This window comes from Peribacillus sp. NPDC046944, from assembly GCF_050272735.1.
Lineage (GTDB): Bacteria > Bacillota > Bacilli > Bacillales > DSM-1321 > Peribacillus.
Window position 1 is genome coordinate 1 of sequence record NZ_JBNNML010000007.1, and the last position, 20,948, is coordinate 20,948.

Annotated in this window: 24 protein-coding genes and 2 riboswitches; of the genes, 5 read left to right on the forward strand and 19 right to left on the reverse strand. The window is 40.1% G+C overall.

Translation table 11 applies throughout. The annotated features are described in order from the left end of the window. Positions 1-139: 139 nt before the first annotated feature. Positions 140-913 carry an SDR family oxidoreductase gene (locus ACQKIC_RS13900; RefSeq protein WP_427591788.1) on the reverse strand — a complete coding sequence of 258 codons (774 nt, stop codon included), beginning with the start codon at positions 911-913 and terminating at the stop codon, positions 140-142. Between the two features lie 161 nt (positions 914-1,074). Here ACQKIC_RS13900 and ACQKIC_RS13905 point away from each other — a divergent pair, with 161 nt between their 5' ends. Next, complete coding sequence (locus ACQKIC_RS13905) at positions 1,075-1,542, forward strand: Hsp20/alpha crystallin family protein (protein WP_402956879.1); 468 nt, start codon at positions 1,075-1,077, stop codon at positions 1,540-1,542. A 97-nt stretch (positions 1,543-1,639) separates the two neighbouring features. Here the strand turns inward: ACQKIC_RS13905 and ACQKIC_RS13910 are convergent, their stop codons facing one another. The 6 genes from ACQKIC_RS13910 to ACQKIC_RS13935 all read right to left on the reverse strand — a co-directional run bounded on the left by ACQKIC_RS13910 (position 1,640) and on the right by ACQKIC_RS13935 (position 6,861). After that, complete coding sequence (locus ACQKIC_RS13910) at positions 1,640-2,485, reverse strand: CAP domain-containing protein (protein ID WP_402988238.1); 846 nt, start codon at positions 2,483-2,485, stop codon at positions 1,640-1,642. A 463-nt stretch (positions 2,486-2,948) separates the two neighbouring features. After that, positions 2,949-3,392, reverse strand: coding sequence for a FixH family protein (locus ACQKIC_RS13915; RefSeq protein WP_427591787.1), 444 nt, complete (start codon positions 3,390-3,392; stop codon positions 2,949-2,951). A gap of 18 nt (positions 3,393-3,410) precedes the next feature. After that, positions 3,411-4,823 carry a sensor histidine kinase gene (locus tag ACQKIC_RS13920; RefSeq protein ID WP_427591786.1) on the reverse strand — a complete coding sequence of 471 codons (1,413 nt, stop codon included), beginning with the start codon at positions 4,821-4,823 and terminating at the stop codon, positions 3,411-3,413. After that, a complete protein-coding gene (locus ACQKIC_RS13925) occupies positions 4,813-5,505 on the reverse strand; it encodes a response regulator transcription factor (protein ID WP_402956871.1) in 693 nt (230 codons plus the stop codon). The genes ACQKIC_RS13920 and ACQKIC_RS13925 overlap by 11 nt, the downstream gene beginning before the upstream one ends. 5 nt (positions 5,506-5,510) lie before the next feature. Next, positions 5,511-6,473 carry a YncE family protein gene (locus ACQKIC_RS13930; protein ID WP_427591785.1) on the reverse strand — a complete coding sequence of 321 codons (963 nt, stop codon included), beginning with the start codon at positions 6,471-6,473 and terminating at the stop codon, positions 5,511-5,513. Positions 6,474-6,576: 103 nt separating this feature from the next. Further along, a complete protein-coding gene (locus tag ACQKIC_RS13935) occupies positions 6,577-6,861 on the reverse strand; it encodes a hypothetical protein (RefSeq protein ID WP_427591784.1) in 285 nt (94 codons plus the stop codon). A 102-nt stretch (positions 6,862-6,963) separates the two neighbouring features. On the opposite strand from ACQKIC_RS13935, the gene ACQKIC_RS13940 reads away from it, so the two are divergent. Next, complete coding sequence (locus ACQKIC_RS13940; RefSeq protein WP_402868932.1) at positions 6,964-7,206, forward strand: DNA alkylation repair protein; 243 nt, start codon at positions 6,964-6,966, stop codon at positions 7,204-7,206. A gap of 37 nt (positions 7,207-7,243) precedes the next feature. Here the strand turns inward: ACQKIC_RS13940 and ACQKIC_RS13945 are convergent, their stop codons facing one another. From ACQKIC_RS13945 to ACQKIC_RS13975, 7 genes are all read right to left on the reverse strand, one after another. After that, positions 7,244-7,411, reverse strand: coding sequence for a hypothetical protein (locus ACQKIC_RS13945; RefSeq protein WP_402869899.1), 168 nt, complete (start codon positions 7,409-7,411; stop codon positions 7,244-7,246). 62 nt (positions 7,412-7,473) lie between these two features. Then, complete coding sequence (locus ACQKIC_RS13950) at positions 7,474-8,400, reverse strand: CobW family GTP-binding protein (protein WP_402868934.1); 927 nt, start codon at positions 8,398-8,400, stop codon at positions 7,474-7,476. A gap of 127 nt (positions 8,401-8,527) precedes the next feature. Beyond that, positions 8,528-9,061 carry a cupin domain-containing protein gene (locus ACQKIC_RS13955; protein ID WP_402868936.1) on the reverse strand — a complete coding sequence of 178 codons (534 nt, stop codon included), beginning with the start codon at positions 9,059-9,061 and terminating at the stop codon, positions 8,528-8,530. A gap of 21 nt (positions 9,062-9,082) precedes the next feature. After that, positions 9,083-9,709, reverse strand: coding sequence for a methylthioribulose 1-phosphate dehydratase (locus tag ACQKIC_RS13960; RefSeq protein WP_402956865.1), 627 nt, complete (start codon positions 9,707-9,709; stop codon positions 9,083-9,085). Positions 9,710-9,711: 2 nt separating this feature from the next. Then, entirely contained in the window at positions 9,712-10,368 is a 657-nt protein-coding gene (locus ACQKIC_RS13965) for a 2-hydroxy-3-keto-5-methylthiopentenyl-1-phosphate phosphatase (protein ID WP_402868939.1), read from the reverse strand. A gap of 2 nt (positions 10,369-10,370) precedes the next feature. Further along, positions 10,371-11,603, reverse strand: a complete 1,233-nt coding sequence (gene mtnW / locus ACQKIC_RS13970) for a 2,3-diketo-5-methylthiopentyl-1-phosphate enolase (RefSeq protein ID WP_402956863.1) — start codon at positions 11,601-11,603, stop codon at positions 10,371-10,373. A 156-nt stretch (positions 11,604-11,759) separates the two neighbouring features. Beyond that, a riboswitch (SAM riboswitch) is annotated at positions 11,760-11,917 on the reverse strand. A 115-nt stretch (positions 11,918-12,032) separates the two neighbouring features. Further along, on the reverse strand, positions 12,033-13,217 hold the full coding sequence (locus ACQKIC_RS13975) for a pyridoxal phosphate-dependent aminotransferase (RefSeq protein WP_402868943.1): 1,185 nt from the start codon (positions 13,215-13,217) through the stop codon (positions 12,033-12,035). Between the two features lie 100 nt (positions 13,218-13,317). Between ACQKIC_RS13975 and ACQKIC_RS13980 the strand changes: the two genes are divergently transcribed. The 3 genes from ACQKIC_RS13980 to mtnA all read left to right on the forward strand — a co-directional run bounded on the left by ACQKIC_RS13980 (position 13,318) and on the right by mtnA (position 16,662). Beyond that, on the forward strand, positions 13,318-14,100 hold the full coding sequence (locus ACQKIC_RS13980) for a carbon-nitrogen family hydrolase (RefSeq protein WP_427591792.1): 783 nt from the start codon (positions 13,318-13,320) through the stop codon (positions 14,098-14,100). A gap of 73 nt (positions 14,101-14,173) precedes the next feature. After that, positions 14,174-14,326, forward strand: a riboswitch (SAM riboswitch). Between the two features lie 71 nt (positions 14,327-14,397). Further along, on the forward strand, positions 14,398-15,603 hold the full coding sequence (gene mtnK / locus ACQKIC_RS13985; RefSeq protein ID WP_402869862.1) for an S-methyl-5-thioribose kinase: 1,206 nt from the start codon (positions 14,398-14,400) through the stop codon (positions 15,601-15,603). A 12-nt stretch (positions 15,604-15,615) separates the two neighbouring features. After that, the gene (gene mtnA, locus ACQKIC_RS13990) at positions 15,616-16,662 is read left to right on the forward strand and encodes an S-methyl-5-thioribose-1-phosphate isomerase (RefSeq protein ID WP_402988218.1); all 1,047 of its coding nucleotides are present in this window, start codon (positions 15,616-15,618) and stop codon (positions 16,660-16,662) included. Between the two features lie 525 nt (positions 16,663-17,187). Here the strand turns inward: mtnA and ACQKIC_RS13995 are convergent. From ACQKIC_RS13995 to ACQKIC_RS14015, 5 genes are all read right to left on the reverse strand, one after another. Beyond that, complete coding sequence (locus ACQKIC_RS13995; protein WP_402868947.1) at positions 17,188-18,672, reverse strand: S41 family peptidase; 1,485 nt, start codon at positions 18,670-18,672, stop codon at positions 17,188-17,190. 241 nt (positions 18,673-18,913) lie between these two features. Continuing rightward, positions 18,914-19,618, reverse strand: coding sequence for a purine-nucleoside phosphorylase (gene deoD / locus ACQKIC_RS14000; protein WP_402868949.1), 705 nt, complete (start codon positions 19,616-19,618; stop codon positions 18,914-18,916). A gap of 67 nt (positions 19,619-19,685) precedes the next feature. Further along, positions 19,686-19,847, reverse strand: a complete 162-nt coding sequence (locus ACQKIC_RS14005) for a hypothetical protein (RefSeq protein ID WP_402988215.1) — start codon at positions 19,845-19,847, stop codon at positions 19,686-19,688. Further along, complete coding sequence (locus ACQKIC_RS14010; RefSeq protein WP_402868951.1) at positions 19,840-20,010, reverse strand: YozD family protein; 171 nt, start codon at positions 20,008-20,010, stop codon at positions 19,840-19,842. The genes ACQKIC_RS14005 and ACQKIC_RS14010 overlap by 8 nt, the downstream gene beginning before the upstream one ends. 171 nt (positions 20,011-20,181) lie before the next feature. Beyond that, entirely contained in the window at positions 20,182-20,889 is a 708-nt protein-coding gene (locus ACQKIC_RS14015; protein WP_402868953.1) for a hypothetical protein, read from the reverse strand. Positions 20,890-20,948 lie beyond the last annotated feature (59 nt).

A 20,948-nucleotide genomic window follows, 5' to 3' on the forward strand; every position in this document is an offset into this window, starting at 1 on the left:
GCATCTTTATCACCTCAAGTTTTAATACTTTTATTTTAAAATAAAAAAGACTGTAGGCAAAGTCGATTTTCATCGAGTTTGTCTACAGTCTGAAAAGGATTTATCCTTTCTTCACCTTTTCTTATCTTTATCTATCCTATTACTTCTTATTGATTTTACCTAGAATATCACTTCCGCCTGTGATTGGAATGACGCTTCCGGTAATGAAATCAGATTGATTTTCGCACAAAAAGGTGATGACTCGTGCAACGTCTCCTCCTGTTCCGGGTCTTCCTACCGGGACCAACTCATCCTTCTCCCCCTTGGCCATAAAAATCTCGGCTTCCTTCCATGCACCTACGATATCCCCTGGACAGACCATATTGACCGTGATTCCATTGGTTGCTTCTTCTAATGCCAATGTTCTTGTTAAAGAGGTCAACCCGCTTTTTGCAGCAGCAAACGCCGAGCGGTAAATCCAGCCAGGTGCCGTCTCACAACGGTCAAAACCGAGCGTGATGATCCTACCCCATCTTCGCTTTCGCATATGAGGGATGATTTCCTTTGTCATAAAGAAAAAACCATTTAGATTACCGTTCATCATGTAATTCCATTCTTCACTGCTATACTCGGTCATGGATTTTCGTTCATGCAAATAAGGTCCTGCATTATGGATGAAGAAATCGATTCTTCCAAAAGTATCCATAACCACTTCCACCAGGCTCTTGCAATCTTTCTCAACTGAAGCATCGCCTTCAATTGCCAATGCTTTTACTGAGTAAATTTCCCTCAATTCTTGTACCAATGCTTTTGCTTCCTTTTGACTTTTCCGATAGGTGATGACTATTGACGCCCCCATACTTGCTAGGGAATAGGCAGTCCTTCTACCGATTCCCTTTGCTCCTCCCGTAATAACAGCTACTTTTTCATCCACAGGCATCCCTCTTTACCAAATGATTTTTATTTTATATTATACATAGGCACGAGTTATTTTCCTAAAAATTAACATATCGGAAAATGAACCCATGGGTTTGAGCCTGCATAAAATAACAAAAATAACCCTGTCACCAGAAATGCAGGAGAAAGGAATTCAATATGTTTCCTTGGAATTCACTTTTTTCTTTCCAGAAAAACTCAAATCAAAAAGACTTCTTAAAGAATATGCAGCAAAGTGATGTACAGACCTTTATTGAAAAGGTATTTACACAAGTCATACCAGAAAATATGCAAGGAATGACGAACCAAGCTAATAATCCTTTCCAAAAGGATAATAAGCCTTCAGAACACCCCTTACATTCAGAAGTTTTCGAAACGCATTCATTTGTCTTCATAAGAATACCCATCGAGGATGAAGCCTGGCTCAAACAAATGAAACTGAAACATACTTCTAATCAATCAATCGTTGAAGGTATACCAGAAGCATCGGATCGACATGTGATTACATTGCCTGCTCTCGTTAAGAAAAAAGGTGCTGCTGCACAATATAAAGACGGTACATTAGAAATCCGTCTGCCTAAAAGCTTTAATTCGCAGTATTCCGAAATCGATGTTTCAGAATTTTAATTCCTCTAGAACGATTACATGCAATCATTTCTGAACTAACGCAAAAAAGAGTGTACCTCAAATTTCAAGGTACACTCTTTTTATTCTATCAAACTTATTATTTACCGATGAATTGTTGAGTCCAGTAGTTACCTGATTCTACATATCCAACACCGATATGAGTAAAGCTTGCATTCATGATATTTTCACGGTGGCCTTGGCTGTTCATCCAAGCTTCAACCACTTCTTCTGGTGTTTGTTGACCTTGTGCGATGTTTTCTCCAGCTGATGTATAGCTAATTCCGAATTGTTTCATCATATCGAATGGAGAACCGTACGTGGGGCTATTATGATCAAAATAATTATTGTCTTTCATATCTTGAGACTTCGCACGGGCTACCTTGCTCAATTCTGTATCAATTTCAAGAGCTGCTAGACCTTGTTTTGCTCGCTCAGCATTTGTTAGTGTAACTACTTCTTGTTCAAAAGCACTTAATTCTGAGCTTGTCTCTTTTTGTTCCTCATTTGTTTTCTCTGTCGTTACTTCTTCTGTTGTCTCAGGTTTTGCTTCTGGCGCTGTTACTTCTTCTGTTGCTTCAGGTTGTGCTTCTGGTGCTGTTACTTCTTCTGTTGCTTCAGGTTGTGCTTCTGGTGCTGTTACTTCTTCTGTTGCTTCAGGTTGTGCTTCTGGTGCTGCTACTTCTTCCGGTGTTTCGGCTTTTGCTTCCGGTGTTAATTGTACTTGCTGTACTAATTGTTGGAATGCGAAGTGTGAAGTTGGCATTGCAATATTATACTTAGCTAAGTATTGTTCAAGGACTTTTTGTATATCTTCCTGATTGATAGATTTATATGTTACTTGTTTCACAGTTTCACAGCTTGCCGCTTCAGTTTGGCTAGCACCCGCTCCTGTAAAAATTATAGCTGCAGCTGCTGCTGCTGATATGAACATTTTCTTTTTCATTTGTATTTCCTCCCGTTAATTCATTGATGTGTCTTGGCTCTGGAAATATCATATCATGCATTTTTTGTAATAAAGGCACCATCAATTTCCAATGCCACATCTAACAACAATTGATCGGAAGGAATATTATCCTAGTTTCATAGTCATAGAGATAAACCTTATTCTATCAATGTTTTGCTATTTCTTACATATTCATATATTTTCCATGATTTTTTTGTCAATGGAAGATACGTATTACCATTACCATGGAATACTAATAACTTTTAGTTGACAACTTGTATAAACCCTTATTGATATGACTTTTTTTACTTTTATATTACAAATATTTCGTATGAAACACATTTATAATGTTCCTTTTTCTTTCTTTTTTAGAAAAATAATGAAGATTCAATAGAATTGAAAAAAGGTTCGAGTTTTACCGAACCTTTTTTCACTACGAGAAATTGTGACAAAAAAATCATTTTCAATGATCACTTTCGTCATGATCCATCTCATCCATATTTTTGGAACCACCATTTTCCTCGGGTGAGCTTGGAGTTCCGATTATGAATTCCTTCTTAGGCATATTGTGCATATCCCTAGCCGTTACATGGGCATATACATAATAAGTTCCTTCTTCATTAAACGCCTTTTCCAATTCATAGATTCCATTTCCTTTATGGGTGGCGGCTATTTTTTCATGATCCTCACTATTTGCCAGCCATATTTCAAAGCTCACATCATCTGCATCCTTCACTTCTTCTTCACCATAGGTCACTTTTGCCTTGAATGTTACAGGCTCGTCCCTTTCCCCTTTAGTAGGTTCGACCGTTAGATCTACATTCAGCAGTTTTGGAATCTCCTCTTCTTTACCACAACCAGCCAGTAGGGCTAAAGCTACACACATTACAATCATCATTTTTTTCATTGCCATTCCCCTTTTTTATTAATTCCATTCATCTACTATAGTCGGTAGCACTATGCTAACTTTTGTTCCTATCTGTTCCTCACTTTCTATAGTAATTTTACCTTTTTGCTGCTCAACCAATTTCTTGACGATGGAAAGCCCCAGCCCCGAGCCCCCATCAAATCGGCTTCGTGCTTTGTTCACTCGATAAAAGCGTTCCATCACATGGTGAATATCTGATGCCGGTATTCCTCTTCCAGTATCTCCGATGATTAGCTCACACTCTTCTTTTTGCTGGTTCAATGTTAAGTAGATGGTGCCCCCCGTTTCCGTATATGTAATGGCGTTATCCAGGATATTATGAAGAACTTGTTCTACTCTTCCTTCGTCACCCATAATAATCGGGTCAGGATCTAGTTCAACCTCCAACCGGATTTGCCTTTCTTTCATAATAGGCTCATATTTAACCAACACTTCTTCTATGAATTGGGCAAAGGCAATTGGCGTACTATGAAGACCACTTTGTTCACTGTCCAACTTAGCTAAATTCATTAAATCCCTTAAAAGTTTTTGCAGCCTTTGCGTTTCCCTTGAAATGAGTTGAAGGTATTTTTGTTTTTCTTCTTCATCTTTCACAATGCCATCCTTAATGGCCTGTGTATATCCTAAAACGTAGCTCAATGGTGTTCTAAGCTCATGTGCTACATTTTCGAGGAATTCTTTTTTTCTTTCTTCTTCTAAATAAATGGACTGTGCCATCTCATTGAATGCTTGAGCCAAACTCCCTATTTCGTCTTGGCTCTTGACTTGAAGCTTAATATTATAATCACCATCCGAAACGCGATTGGCAGCGTGTTCCATTTCCTTGATCGGCTTGACCAACTTTTTCAACCATTTTGTCATAAGGAAAATCACAACAATTAAAAATAAAAATGCGGCCCCCAACCATTTTGCTGCAAACTCTCTAAGTAAATCGGTAATCGAATCAACGGGAATATATGTATAGATGATGCCTTCAAGGCGATCTCCATCGTTTAAAGGAATAATTGCCGCTACAATATTCTTATCGAACCTTTTCTCATACCCTTCTTTTTCTACGGCTTGTCCGGCCAATAGGAGTTGCCTTTCTTCTTCTGAAATGAGGGTGTCATAATCGATTTTAAAGGGCAGGCAGGCACTTAGTTCCCTTGGGTTGCTGACAACAAAGACTTCACTATCATTTTTACTATTGAACCATTCTACCTTTTCCACGAAATCTTCAGTGATTTCCCCTCCGGAATAGTCCACACCAAGCAAGCTGGCTTCATTAACTAAATCTGTTTTAATTTTTTTTACATATAAGTTTTTGTAATAATATTGTGATAGCGAGTATGCGAATAGAACCGATAGAATAATTGCGGCAATAATCGTTACCCATATTTTAATAGATAGGGACGGTCGCTTATTCCACATGTTTTTCCTCGATTTTATAGCCAATGCCCCATACCGTTTGAATATAGTCGTCAGTCTTCAATTTCATCCTTAACGTTTTGATATGGGTATCTACCGTACGTAAAGAACCCCCATATTCTCCGCCCCAAATATTCTCGAGGAGCTGCTCGCGGCTCAGCGCTTGATTTTGGTGACGGATGAGGAATACGAGCAATTCAAACTCCTTCAATGTCAATATCACTTGCTTCCCCTCTAGAGACACAGTTCTGGAATCAAGGTTGACGTTAATTTCACCCAGCTGAATGCTATTTGTATCTTCTCGTTTCAATGACATTTTCCCTGCTCTGCGTAGTACAGCTCCAACCCTGGCCACCAGTTCACCTGGATTAAAAGGTTTCACCAAATAATCATCGGCGCCTATCCCTAATCCTTTTACCATATCCCATTCCTCACCTTTTGCACTGACAAAAATGATAGGGACTTCAGATTGTGAGCGGATTTTTTCACATATGGAAAAACCGTCCATTTCCGGCATCATGATATCCATTAAGATCAAATCTACATCATGAACTTCAAGCAGGGATATAGCCATTCTCCCATTATCCGCTTGAAGACATTTATATCCTGAGTTAAGCAAATACATTTCTACCAAGTTACGCATATCTTCTTCATCATCAACGATTAAAATGGTGTAATGATGCATGTTATCTACTCCCTAACCAACATTTGAAATGGACCTTCACCGACTTTTGCCGTTTTCTTGACCTCCATGGTTTCAGTATCCACTATATACACTTCATCACTGTCATACCCTGCCACTATCAAATCCTCCTTGAAGTTTCCCATTTCAAAAGGATTGACACCTACAACAAGGCTCTTGATCGCTTCATATTTGTCATTCAATTTATATAAAGAACTTGAACCATGACTCAGAATAAAAATCCCGTCATCATTTTCAATGAATTTTATTGGCATAGTCGCCGCCTTAATCCTTTTCTTCAACTTTCCCGTCTCTGTCGAATAAATATAGAGATTTTCTTCTACCTTTTTTCCCTCACCATGACCGCCTATCCAAATTTCTTCATTTTCCTCCCTTACTAAAGCGCCTGTGGAGGAACTCTTTATCGTAAACTCCCGATCAACTTTTTTTGTTTCAAGATCAATCACCGAACAGATGGTATCCCCAAAGTTAACGACAAACAAATTATGTGATTGCTTCCCTTGAAGTACGGTTAAGGGGCTTTGACCAACCCTGACCCTGTCTTGCTCCTTGCCTTCTTCATCTAAAAAGGAAATGGAATGATTCAATTGGTTGACAGCCACAATCCCCTTGTCTTCTTCTAGCATAAGCATATTGACGATCCCCTTCCCTGAATTCCAGCTGTTTATGTGTTTACCAGCGGATAGGGAAAAGATTTCAATCGTCGACATCTCCTTTCCATACAGAAGGAGCGTATCTTTGTCCGCTAAGAGCAAAGCTCCTGTAAAGGGTTCAGAAATATCCCAACTGGCAAAGCGCTGATAGTTTTCATCCAGGAACGTCAAGCTTGTATCTTTAATGTTGACAGTAGCCAAAAAAGATTTATCCAGGTTTATTTTGGTATACGTTTCATTGCTGTCGCATCCACAAAGCAGGGCAACGGCAAGCAAAAGGGGAATGACCCGCATCATGACTTTGACTCCTCATTCGTTTAAAAGCTATTTTCAAATATTCTAACAATAAAATGTGAAAAAAGTATGAAGCAAAAAAGAAAAATGATGAACAACTCCCGCTTCACTTTGAAGCCAACAGTCGTTCCTGTACCGCATGGTAAGCTGAAATGATTGCTGTCTTTTCTGCATCGGTAAGAGAGGATTCCCTCACCCGATTGACACTTAAATGAAATTTATCATGAATCGGCTTCCTTACCCGAGGATGGGCATTTTCATCCAAGAGTTCACGTCGGATAAGTTCTGACAGAACTTTTGACGGTTCTTCTTCCCCCTTCAATACCCTCCTGTTATTCCATAGGCTTAGATAAGCCTCCAATATTGTCTCATCATTCATTAACTTTTTCATCCATTTCCCTTCCATCCATTACTAATTTATACATATTAAAAATCATCTTCGTAAAGACTATAAGTATATTTTAACTTTATTACTTCTAAAGGAGTGAGTGAATTGTCTCAAGTATATCGTTGTCCAAATTGCAGGACAAATAAATCCCGTTTCAATCTCATTGAACAGGTTCCCACCCCTGTTAAGAAAGATCCGCAATCCGGTGAGATTGTCGAACAGTACTCAAATGATGCCCTTCAGCCGTTTCACCTAGCCTATAATGGTCCTGAAGTTCGAGTACAGTGCGCAGCATGTGGGCTTATTGAAGATGAGAAAACATTTGCAGCTTTTGGACTGCAGTCATAAAAAAAATCAGGCCCATGCTTTAAGGGGCCTGATTTTTTTATTCTTTTCCGACTGCCATTTTTGCTCGATCAATGGCGATTGGAATAGCTTTCCCGTCCTCATATCCTTCATCAAGTAAAGCGTTCGCTATCTCAATGGCTTTTTCACGGACATCTGCATCAAGATTTTTCATTGAATTAGGATAATCGCTTTTGTTCCACGGCATCCATAACCACCTCCTCGATAACTAGTCCTCCTCTTTTCCCGGTTTCGATTGGTGGTAAACGCCTATATCGCCGCTTTCACTTCCAAAGCTTTTAACTCATTGATTATCTTCTCTTTATCCAGTTTTTCGCCGATTATGACGATATTCAAAGGCATTTTAATCATTTCATTCATATACAATGGCATCCCATAAGAATATTGGAATAAGTAAGGATGCTGCGAATGCGTGAAGGAAAGATATCCTTTCATCCTGTATACCGTTTCAGGGAGGGCCCTGAGCCAATCCTCAAAGTCGGTTTGATTAATGGTCCCTGTAAAAGTATGCACGATTGCACTTAAATGAAGATGGCTATGTACTTCGAGCTTTTGATGGTTTTTATGTTGGTTCCTATGCATTTGTTGCAGGGAACCTATAGATACGGCTGCATATTCCGTCAATAAACATACGGCTTCTGGATTCAACCCCTGAATGGAATAGATGAGTTGGGATGCTTCCATTTCACTTACCAAATCCGCTTTATTTAATAAGATGAAATCTGCGTGGTGTATTTGCTCGGACAACAACTGTCTAAGCTGTGGCGAGAGCTGTTCGCGGTCACGCCACCTCAATAAATCGACCACCGTGATAATCCCTTTATACTCTAACTTATTAGCAAAAAATGGTGACATGATTCCATCGAGTACTTCTACTGGATGTGCTGCACCTGTTGTTTCAATATAAACGGCATCTAGATCATTTTCGGTCAACAATTCTTGCAGCTGAATTTCAAGCTTGTCCTGAAGGGTACAACAAATGCAACCATCAAACAATTCCTTTAACGGTACGTCATCGCCAATCAAACCACTATCCACCGATACACTGCCAAGTTCATTTAAAAGCACGGCCACTTTTCTACCCGCTTCACTTTCCTGCTTTAATATATTTCGAAGAAGCGTCGTCTTCCCGCTACCGAGAAAGCCGCCTAATATATATACTTCGGTCGTTTTCATTAGTATCTTCTCCTATAATGTACACGATTTTTATTTCCGTTAAAATTTTATCATACTTTTCCCGCTTAAGCACCCTGCGGGGCCACATAAAAAAACCAGCCCGAAAGCTGGTTTTTTCACACTTTTATTATGCCTGAACTTCATCTTTTTCATATATCGGAACCCAGCCGGCCGCTGTAACGAAAATACGGACCGCGACTGTTCTTCTATCTTCCGCTAGCGTGAAGTAGTGACGAGTCGATTCAGGTACGCTGATCAAATCTCCAGGGTTAAGTCGGACATCGAACCATTTTCCCTCGCTACCCTCGATGGCGAAGATACTCGTTCCCCCAGCGATGAACCGTACCTCGTCATCTTCATGATGGTGTTCCTGCTTGAAGTTCTGCAACAATTGGTCCAAATTCGGATTGGAATCGGATAATGTGATAATATCATGCGCTTTATATCCTCTTCTTTCCGAAATTTCTTTAATCTCTGACTGGAAAGCATCAAGAATCTCTTGTTTATCTTCATCCGTAAGATCATATTTTTCCACCAGATGGGCTGGCAATTTTGAAATATCCCATTGTTCGTAAATTACGCCTTGAGTCTCTAAAAAGCTCTGAACCTCTTCATTTGTTTCAATTACTTCATTTGTTTCTTGGAATCTAATTGTAGCCATTATTTTTCCTCCTTTATATTTTTAGCTGAGCGAACCTGTCAATATCTTTTGCTGGTTAAGTAACAGCTGATATTGAAACAGGAATTCACATGCTTCTAAGATTTTTTTTGCTTCCAACCCGCTTTTTCCCCATACGGTTATACCATGATTTCTGATAAGCACCGCTCCTGAGTCTGCATCGACATAGGGACTGAATGTCTCAGCCAACAACGGAATATCTGCATGGTTATGGATGATGGGTATCTTCAATTCTGCATCTTCCTGCCATCGTCCAGTAGCCTTGATAATTTCATGATGACAAAAAGTCACTTCCCCAACTTCACTATATAACTCGGAAATCACGTTATTTTCTACTGTATGGACATGGAGGACGCAATTGGCATCCGTTTTCCGATAAATCTCTGTATGAAGAAGAGTTTCAGCGGAAGGTCTGAGCTCGGTCATTTCGACTGGTTTTCCTGACAAATCCACCAAAATAAAATCGGAATCTGTCTGCTTGCGTTTATCCTTGCCACTTGCGGTTATATAAAAAGAAGGGCTATTAGCCTCACGGATCGATAAATTTCCACTCGTCCCCATGAACCAATCTCTCTCGGCTAGTTCTCCCTTTATTTGCGCTAGTTCCTGCCACTCTTTTGAAGCTGTCACCCTTACACCTCCTGCATTTTTTTTAGAATATCAATCACATCATGGAAAGTTTCAAACTCTTTATGGGGAATGGCTTCTGTGCGGCACTTTTCAAGGAGCCTGTCACGGGCAATAACAAAATCTGCCTGTTTAGCCGCTTCAAAGTCGGTAACGGAATCTCCAATCACCAATTTATACTGATCCTTTGTAGAAAGCTTTCTCATAATCGTAGGTTTACAGCAACCACACCCATGATTACATTGGTCATCACAAGTATGCGGCCACTCAATCATAATTTCTTCCTGACTGAAGTCGGCATGATTACAGTAGACATTCTCTACAGGTAAGAGGTCATTCAAAAGAGGTTCAACGAAAAAGTCCATTCCACCACTGACAATATAGAGAGGAATATCTGATTTTTTTGTAAATTCCACAAAATCACTGAACCCTTGGCGAATACCCGCTGTCTCCTTCACATATTGAATGATGTCCTCCTTTAAATCGCTATCCAGCAGGGAAAACATTTCCCCTACACCGTGGGAAATGCTGATTTTTTGCTGAAGAACACCATCTTTTAATGCCTCCCAGCCGGGCGGGGCAAACTTCTTCATGATTGAGATGATATTATCCGAGTTGGTGATCGTTCCATCAAAATCACAGAAAATGATCGGTTTGACCATGATTATAGCCCTCCCCATAGGGCCAGTGCTTTTTGAAGTTCCTCATCTTCCTCAGCCGCGATTGACAATGATTTTCCGGAAAGGACAGCTTCTACTGCGGAACGGAAGGCCTTAGCTCCGCCTTTTGCACCATCCGGATGACCATGGACGCCCCCACCAGCATTGATCACACTTTCTATCCCAAAATCCTTGATGAGATCTGGAACCATGCCAGGATGGATACCTGCCGATGGAACCGGGAAAGTCCTTTTCCAAGATGTTTCATTTCTCGTCAATCCTTCAGCAATCGCCAATGTCTCTGCTTTATCGAGTGCCACATTTCCGTATGGAGAGGGAAAGAGGGATAAATCTGCACCTGATATCCTCACCAGTTTTCCAAGGAGAAGCGGATAGCTGAGTCCATAAAATGAAGATGAAGCTAATGCTCCGCTATATGCCGGATGAGCCATGATCGGTAAGTTGATCCGGTCATTTTCGCGTAAAGCCTGTAGAACATCCAATCCATATGTATGAACATTAAATAACAAGGCATCTGCGCCGGCTTCGGCTGCCAGTTCAGCTTTATCCAATAGTTCTAGTGTTTTTCCTGACAGGTTCACAGCATATAAGGTTCGATGTCCCGTTGTCTCATAGATACCTTTCAAAATGGCCTTTCCGGTTTTGACTCTATCGATGAAAGGCGTCTGATCTTGGTCAAAAAGAATCTCATCGTCCTTGACAAGATCGACTCCTCCCAATGCCTGTTGCTCCAATTGTTCATTATGAAAGGCGAGGTCTCGACCTAACACACCTTTAAAAATACTCATCACTAGGGGGCGGTCAAACACATCAATTTTTTCCCTGATCCCACTAATTCCGAATCGAGGACCTGGAAAGGCTTTTTGAATATCGCCGACAAAGTCCAAATCCATCAATTTGATTTCCCCATCCAATGACAATTTACCGAATACTGTCGTCAAGATAGCCGGTAGATCATTAGAAAAATTACCTGCCGGGTAGGCAATCCTGATTGTTGAACGGTACACTTTTTGACCGAAATAGAGATTAACTCGCTCTTCTTCGGGAAGGGGTGTTACGGAAACTACCCTACCTTTATGTTTTTCCAGTTGCTGTTGTACCAAGTGAGGAAGTTCAGTCCATGTCCCTACAGTCAATCCTAACGCAATGCCTTCTGCTTTTTTCTCATGCTCTCCTTTGAAGTCATGAAGTAAATACGTAGCGATTATTTCGCTCATCTGATCACTCCCAATACGTAAAAGTCATTCTTAAAGTTGTCATTGTTGGTCTTTCCTTTAACAAGCTTCTAACCATCTGCGAACAAAGTTGCACTCCAATTCTCTGTTAAAAATGTAAAAGCCCCTTCCTAAAGAAGAGGCTTTGAAAAAGCCATCTTCTTATCTCCCAGCTCTATAGCTGCAAGAATTAGCACCGTGCCTTACGGAATCAATAAAATGATCCGGCGGTATTATCTCCGCCCCATTTCACAATGGTATTACAGTCGGTTGCTGGGCTTCATCGGGCTAGTCCCTCCACCTGCTCAAAATAAGAAAATGCTATTATATTTTCGTTTATGTATCTTAACTAAAAATTTAGAATTCTTTTTTATATTCTTTCACGCAATTCATACTTTGTCAATAGGTATAATGTTCAAACTATTCAATATCTCACTGATTTTCTTTGAATATATTCAATGTACGAATTCTTTCTACCGCTTCTTGGAGTCTGTCTTCTGAAGTGAGAAGTCCCACCCTGACGTATCCTTCACCAAATTCACCGAAACCATTTCCTGGTGCAACTGCTACATGGGCATGTGCCAGTAAATGATCTGCAAAGCTCGCTGAAGTATATCCTTCAGGGACCTTTAGCCAAGCAAAGAAGGAAGCATCTGGAGCCTGTACATCCCATCCAATGGATCGTAACCCTTCGATAAATACATTTCGTCGTCCTTCGTACATGTTCACGAGTTCCTTCACACACTCTTGTGAATCCAGTAAGGCGCATGCCGTGGCTTCTTGTATTGCGGGAAAAAGGCTGACGTAAAGATGATCCTGCAATAATTCAAGCGATTCGATGACACTCTGGTTGCCAACCGCAAAGCCAACCCTCCACCCCGCCATGTTATATGTTTTAGAAAGGGTGTAAATTTCTATCCCCACTTCTTTTGATCCTTCTGCTTGAAGGAAGCTTACCGGTTTTTTCCCATCGAACCCAATTGCACCATATGCGAAATCATGGACCACACATATCGAGTGTTCTTTTGCCATGGAAACCGTTTCTTCGAAGAATTCTGCTGACGCCGATGCTCCTGTGGGATTATTGGGATAATTCAAGAACATCATCTTCGCTTTGTCAAAAACCTCTTTATCTATTTCCTTATAATCGGGAAGAAAATCATTTTCTTCGGTCAAGGGCATAATTTCCGTTTTAGCTTGGGCTAACGCTACACCTGACAGGTAATCTGGATAGCCCGGATCAGGCACTAAAATTGTATCGCCTGGATTCAACAAGCATTGCGGTAATTCGACTAGACCAGCCTTTCCACCGAAAAGAATCGCCACTTCCGTTTTAGGATCTAGCTTGACGCCATATTCACGTTCATAAAAGAGGGCCGCAGCTTCTTTTAAATAGGGAAGCCCCCTAAAAGGAGAATATTTATGATTCATGGAATTTCCTGCTGCTGTCTGCAGGCTCTTCACGATATGTTCAGGAGTCGGTTGGTCTGGATTTCCCTGCCCAAGATTAATGACATCCTTGCCTTCTGATGTTATGTTATTAACTTTTTCGACTAAAGAAGCAAAAAACTGCTTTGGAAGCTCTTGAAGAAGTCTGGATTTTTCGAATTGCACCATCTTTGCACCTTCTCTGAAATTTCTTGAAATTATAGTCACAAATGATATATGTTTATCTTAATCTTGTAAAGTACTTTTTTACAAATGGAGGTTTTAAATGATGAAATGGAAAATCGCCTGTTTACAAATGGACATTGCCTTTGGACAGCCAGATATAAATTTCCAGGTGGCAAAACAATGGATTGAAAAAGCTGTACAGTCTAAACCGGACATCGTCATGCTGCCGGAACTATGGACAACCGGCTATGACTTAACGAGATTACATGAAATTGCAGACGAAGAAGCAGCACAAACCATTACCTTTCTAAAAGCCCTTGCAAAAAAACACCACATTAACATAATCGGTGGCTCGATTGCAAAGAAAACTAAGGAAGGCATCTATAACACAATGCTCATCATCGATAAAGAAGGCAAACTGGTTAAAGAATATGATAAACTCCATCTGTTTCAATTGATGGATGAACACCATTACTTACAACCTGGCAAAAAAGACGGCTTATTCTCCCTCGATGAAAAGATTTGCGCCGGATTCATTTGCTATGATATCCGTTTTCCGGAATGGCAACGGGCCCATACCGTACGAGGTGCGGAGGTTATCTTCGTGACCGCCGAGTGGCCAAAGCCTAGGCTCCATCATTGGAGGGCACTGTTAATCAGCCGGGCAATAGAAAACCAAGCCTTCGTTGTGGCTGTGAATCGTTCCGGTTCTGACCGAAATAATCATTTTGCCGGACATTCCATCATCATCGACCCGTGGGGAGAAATCATTTGTGAGGCTGGTGAAGAAAAAGAACTTCTACTCGGCACCCTTGACTTAGAAAAAGTAGGAGAAGCAAGAAATAAAATACCCGTTTTCGAAGATCGGCGGCCGGAGTTTTATTAATTTACCATTGACAAACTATTTAAAATATTGATATCATTCATTCGAGATTAATTTTCTGAAAATAAATACAATACTCTTATCAAGAGCAGGCTGAGGGATAAAGGCCCTATGAAGCCCAGCAACCGACTGTAATACCATTGTGAAATGGGGCGGGAATTCCGCCGGATTATATCCACAGAGCACGGTGCCAAATCCACCAGAAAGAATTCTTTCTGGGAGATAAGAGGTTCGAAGTGAAGCTTCTGCCTCTTTCTATGGGAAAGGGGCTTTTTCATATTTTTTAATGTACTTGGAGGGATAACAATGACTCAACCATCAAATTTCAAGCTATTGACAAACGAAACGGCAATTGACCTAACGAAGAAACTTGGGTTACTGCATTCAGATGACTCATTACTATGTAATGAAATCGGTGACGGAAATTTAAATTATGTTTTTCACGTTACAAATCCCGTAACAAATAAAGGAGTCATCATCAAACAAGCAGTTCCTTACGCAAAGGTTCTTGGTGAAAGCTGGCCATTGACTTTAAAAAGATCGGCTATCGAAGCGAATGCATTAATTCAATTCAGAAGCTATTGTCCCGAACTTGTCCCACAAGTCTATTATTCTGATGAACAGCTTGCAATCACCGTCATGGAAGATTTATCACACTTGAAAATCGCCCGGACCGGATTAATTGAAGGAGATCATTTCCCTCTATTATCCAAACACATTGGTGAATTTGTTGCAAAGACCGCTTTTTATACGTCTGATTTTCATTTGGAACCGGCAGCGAAAAAAGAGGTTGCCCGGAACTTCACGAATCCAGAACTCTGCAAGATTACTGAGGTTTTCATTTTCACGGATCCTTTTTTGGAGGAACATCCAGGCGAGTTTGAGCTTGAGTTGCTGGAGGCTGCCAAGTCTATATGGAAAGATGCTGATTTAATACTGGAAGTGGCTAAGTTAAAACAAAGCTTCGAATCCGAGCAGGAGGCCCTTCTTCATGGCGATTTACATACGGGAAGTATATTTGCAAGTGATACAGAAACAAAGGTAATTGACCCTGAATTCGCTTTTTATGGTCCTGTTGGATTTGACCTTGGACAATACATGGCGAATCTCCTATTCCAGGCAGTAACACGCGAGGCCACTGGGAAGGAAGAAATCTTTACTCATCTTCAGGAATTTTGGAATACATTTGAAGAAACCTATACGAACCTGTGGAATTCTGAAAATAAAAGTCCTTACAGTAAGATCGAAGGTTATCTTCCATATGTACTCAACAAGTTTAAAGGTGATGCATATGGCTTTGCAGGATGTGAACTAATTCGAAGAACCATTGGCCTATCTCATGTTGCTGATTTAAATGGCATTGAGAATAAAGAAACTAGAATTACAGCTAAAACGGCTACCTTGAAAATCGGGGCCCATATAATCAAAAATCGGAAAGAACTGAATATTCCAGCAGTGATAGAAGCCGTAAAGCAATATACATTGCCTTCCTATTCAGCCCTATAAGGAGATATACATATGACAACTACAACGCCACTACCCTATTCCGTCCAATGGAATGATACCCATATTACCTTATTGAATCAACAGGCCTTGCCATCAAAAATAGAATTCATTGAACTTTTTACGGTTAAAGATGTATATGACAGCATCTTGACCTTGAAGGTCCGTGGTGCCCCCGCTATCGGGCTAACTGCAGCATTTGGCGTTGCTCTTGGTGCAATCCAGGAAAATACCACGGATTTATGGCAATTTAAACACAATGTCACGAAACATGTTACTACACTCGCTTCTTCAAGACCAACAGCGGTCAACCTTTTTTGGGCACTGAAAAGAATGGAGAATACTCTACAAGCAGCCAATAGCATAGCTTCAGCCAAAAGCGCTCTTGTTGCTGAAGCAAAAAAGCTATTTTCAGAGGATGTGGAGATGTGCCGAAAAATTGGTGAATACGGATTGTCTTTATTCAACGAGGGTGATTCTATTTTAACCCATTGTAATGCTGGGGGGATAGCCACTGCACGGTACGGAACTGCCCTCGCACCTTTCCACCTGGCCAAGGAAAGATCCTTTCCTATAAAGGTCTATGCCTGTGAAACGAGACCTGTCTTGCAAGGGGCACGACTCACCGCATGGGAACTTATGCAAGCTGGAGTGGACGTTACATTAATCTCGGATAATATGGCAGCCCACACCATTCATCATAAAAAAATCGAAGCCATTATAGTCGGAGCAGACCGTATTGCGGCAAACGGTGATACAGCCAATAAAATTGGTACATTGGGTTTGGCGATATTAGCTAAGCATTACGATATTCCTTTCTATGTAGCAGCACCATCAAGTACATTCGATTTATCTCTCGAGTCGGGTATCTCCATCCCAATCGAAGAAAGGAATGGGGATGAAATCACTTCTATACAAGGAGTCAGGATAGCACCAGAAAATGTGAAGACATTCAATCCTGCTTTTGACGTTACGCCCCATTCTCTTATTACAAGCATCATTACCGAAAATGGCATCATTTCACCTGATTACAGGAGTAATATCCCGCTTTTTGTAAAATGAAATTATTTATAAAGGATTGATCAAGGGGCTGTCCCAAAAGGTGTAATTACACACCGAAATTGAATAAATAGTAAAAGGCAGAAACGTTGATTTAACAACATTTCTGCCTCTTTATTTTTGCGAAATTCACTGGAATAAGGACTTATTAGACAGCCCCTTCATTCTTTTCACGATTAACCTTGGAAACCCATTCAGTTGCTCCTGTTATATTTATTCTGACGAGGTTCTTTTTGATAGATATAATCGCAGAATTTAGTCAGAGTGGCATCTAGCCTTCTTTGATTTTTCTGCCGCTTTTCGGTAGTAATTATTCTTAGCCTTGTATGAAAGTTCATGTTCCTCAAGCAGGGTTTACCGCTCGTTTTCTTCAAATTCTACTTCATCATGGATACCCTTCCATTCCCCACCCATTGGTACTTCTTCCATGGTCACCTTATGGATTACACACACACCTAAGTCAAGCATACGAAAAACGGCCCATCAGCAATAAATGCTTGCTGATGGGCCGCTTGTTTTTATAAAAGATTATTTGATTTTCTTTTTCAATACTTCCACCGCTTTTTTCACTTGAGTATCATTTTTAAGGATTTTATCCCTAATGACTTCCATCAATTTAACGGTTGTATCGTCTTTAATGACACCTGTTTCTTTGATCTTATGATCCTTTTGGAATTCCTTGACCGCTACCTTTGTTTCTTCATCGAAATACTTATCCACTTTTCCTGGATTATACCCGGCTTCTTTCAGCATTTTCTCCGCTGCTTCTACTTCACTCGAGGAATCCGATACTTTCAATCCTTTATCAGGAGAGATATATGGAAGATTGGCATACTCGGGAAGCTTGACTTTTATATCCGGTTCAATCCCTTTTTTATGGATCCAATTGCCTTTCGGAGTCAGCCATTTTTGTGCTGTATACTTAAAGTTGGAACCATCATCAAAGTCTGCGGCTTTTTGCACGGTCCCCTTTCCGAATGATTTTACCCCTACAAGCTGAATACCCGCAGATTCACTAACAGCGGCGGCAACGATTTCAGATGCACTTGCACTTCCATCATCAATTAATACGACCACTGGTAGCTTCAACTCACCATTATTCTGGGATTTATAGACTTCTCTTTTTCCTTTTCGATCCTCGACCTGAAGGATGACTTCCCCATTCGGGATAAATAAGTTTGCCATTGCGATCGCTTGGTCAAGCAATCCACCCGGATTTCCACGTAAGTCCAATATTAGGCCTTTCATCTTTTCTTTATCCATGTCTTCAAGTGCCGTATTCAGCTCTTCCACCGTATGCTCAGAAAAACTTGTAACCTGCACTTTGGCAATCCCATCATCAAGCATCTCTGAATAAACCGTTTCAATCGGAATGGTATCACGCTTAATGGACAAAGTAATCGGTTCCTTTTCACCCGCCCTTGAAATGGCAAGCTCCACTTTTGTTCCCTTTTTCCCCCTGATTTTCAAGACAGCTTCCGAAGAACTTAAGCCATCAAGGCTTTTGCCATTGACACTTAGTATAATATCATTAGGCCGGACTCCGGCTTTTTCAGCTGGTGATCCTTTAATAGGGGAAACCACCATGATCTGTCCATCCTTCTCTTGGATTTCAGCACCTATTCCTTCAAAGGAAGAAGAGATGCTCTCATGGAAACTGGAGGCTTCTTTCTTATCCATATAAGAGGAATAAGGATCATCCAACGATTCTATCATTCCATTTATAGCTCCATCCACGAGCGTGTTCTCATCGATTTCTTCATAATAATTATCTTTGATCGTATCATATGTAGAATATAACTTTTCAAATTCAGGATGATTACTCGGTGCAAGTGACTCTACTTTTTCATCGCCAAAGGTCAACGCGATTGTAGTTATCCCTGCTGTCAAAAATATGAGTAAGAAAATCCCCATAATAAACGTAAACTTTTTTATTTTCACAATTTTGCCTTCATCTTTGGGCTGTTGTTGATTTTCTTCTTCCACTGAAGCCTCACCACTTTCATTCTTCATGACAATATTAACTAATACATCCTATTTTATCAGCTTTCTAGCAAATCGGAAAACTTTAGTTATCAAATTTTTTGAATGATATGTAAGTGCCTACCATCTTGCTCCAATCCAGCTTTCTTATAGAGACCTTTTCTTTATCCATATTCTATATACGTGCAAAAATACGGACTCCGTGGAATGGAAGAAACTAAATATCTTAATTTCTTCCATTCCTGGCTACCCGTAAATCCAACGTTTATAGTCAGTCTTGAATCGCTGCCTCTAAAGAAACCTCAATCATCTCATTGAATGTTGTTTGGCGCTCTTCGGAGGTTGTTTCCTCACCTGTTAAAAGATGGTCGGAAATCGTTAAAACGGATAATGCTTTACGACCAAACTTAGCAGCAAGTGTATATAATGCAGCCGATTCCATTTCTATAGCAAGGATTTGGTACTTGGCCCACTTTTCCAATTCACTATTATCATTATAGAATTGATCTGCGGTAAATACGTTTCCGACTTTCAATTGCAACCCTTTGTCCACCCCTGCATCATAAGCTTTTTTCAATAAATCAAAATCAGCAGTAGGAGCAAAATCAACGCCACCGAATGTCATGCGGTTCATTTGTGAATCTGTAGAGGCACTCATAGCCAGGATTACATCTCTGACCTTCACATCTTTTTGAATGGCACCAGCTGTCCCAACCCGGATAAGTTTTTGGACATTATAGCTATTCATCAATTCATTTACATAAATCGAAATCGAAGGGACACCCATTCCTGTACCTTGAACGGAAATGCGTTTTCCTTTATAAGTTCCTGTATACCCAAACATATTACGAACTTCATTGTATAATTTAGCATCCTCTAAAAACGTCTCAGCAATATATTTTGCACGTAACGGATCCCCAGGAAGCAAAACCGTTTCCGCAATTTCATTTTCTTTAGCACCAATATGTACGCTCATTCTTAAAATTCCCTCCTTGAAGTGGTTGAAATGACATTCCCAATTACTATAACATACCAACCCCATATTAGGAAAATAGAACTTCTTTATCTACTGCAGGAAGTAGGATATAACACTCTTTAAGTGATCGGTGGAACGCAGCAAAACGGCGGAAACCCGCCGTCTTTTTGGTTGATTTTAAGGAGTAATGGCAAGAAAACTGCCCATTGATTGATGATACATCATTCATCGACTTCCTCATCAATAATGCATTTTTCAAGAAGGTATTCGAATGTGATGTCAGCAAGATCTTCAACTTCAGATTCTTTTGGAAGATAGCCCCGCTTTAATAATTCTTGGTAAAAGAATTCCGCTATCTCTTCAGTATCAATAAAAACCTCAATTTCTCGCAAATCATCGCCCCCTTAATTAAAGATGTATGAATGTATAGGTATAAATATGCCAGTAGGGCATTTTCTCTCAAAACTTACGCATATCCTACACTTTAATTCGTTGATTCAATTTCTTAGAGATGAGTCTTCATCGGCTCGTGCTAAAGTGTATACATCCCTTTTCAAGACCTTTTATTTCGTATGCTCTTTTTTGTGACCTGGGTAAATTTCTTCCGCCGCCTTCTCAATTTTAGCAAGAGCTATTTTCATGATATGTTGATATTCATCATCGCCAAATTGATGAAAAAGCTTACAATAATCATTATATAAATCCAACAGTCCATCAATCATTTCCATTTTTTCATTTTTTGTCATAGTCATATCTCGCTCACCTTTACCAGGGTTGTTTTGTTTAGCAATGATAGTAAGCTCGTTATTCTTATTAGAAAGGAGCAGCCCCAATTTTTGAATGATTGCATCTGCACGTTTGGCATCGGCTACTAAAGTCAATTCTTCTTCATGCGCTTCCAGCCATTCCCCATCGGAGATACGTGATAATTCATATATCACATCTTCCCAGGCATTCTCTTTATAGCGCCAAATCTCCGTTCGATAGCCAATTATCTTAAAATAATCATATTCATATCCATCGACCTGGACTAAATCACCGATAATATATTTATATTCGATATCGATTTGTTCCTGTTGATAAAGGATTTCTCCTTCGTATTCAGTTATAGACTGTAATGTCTTTTCAATATATAGGCCTTCGCTGTAATTTACTTCATACACATAAGAACCATCGAGATATTTTATATCGGTTATATTCCCGACTGTCCCATACATTATAATTACGACTGTATCGCCTAATTTGAATTTTGGCTGATTTTTCTTGCCCATAAGAGACATCCCCCAATATGGTCCTTATCGTTTGATAGTAAATTATATGCATGAACAAA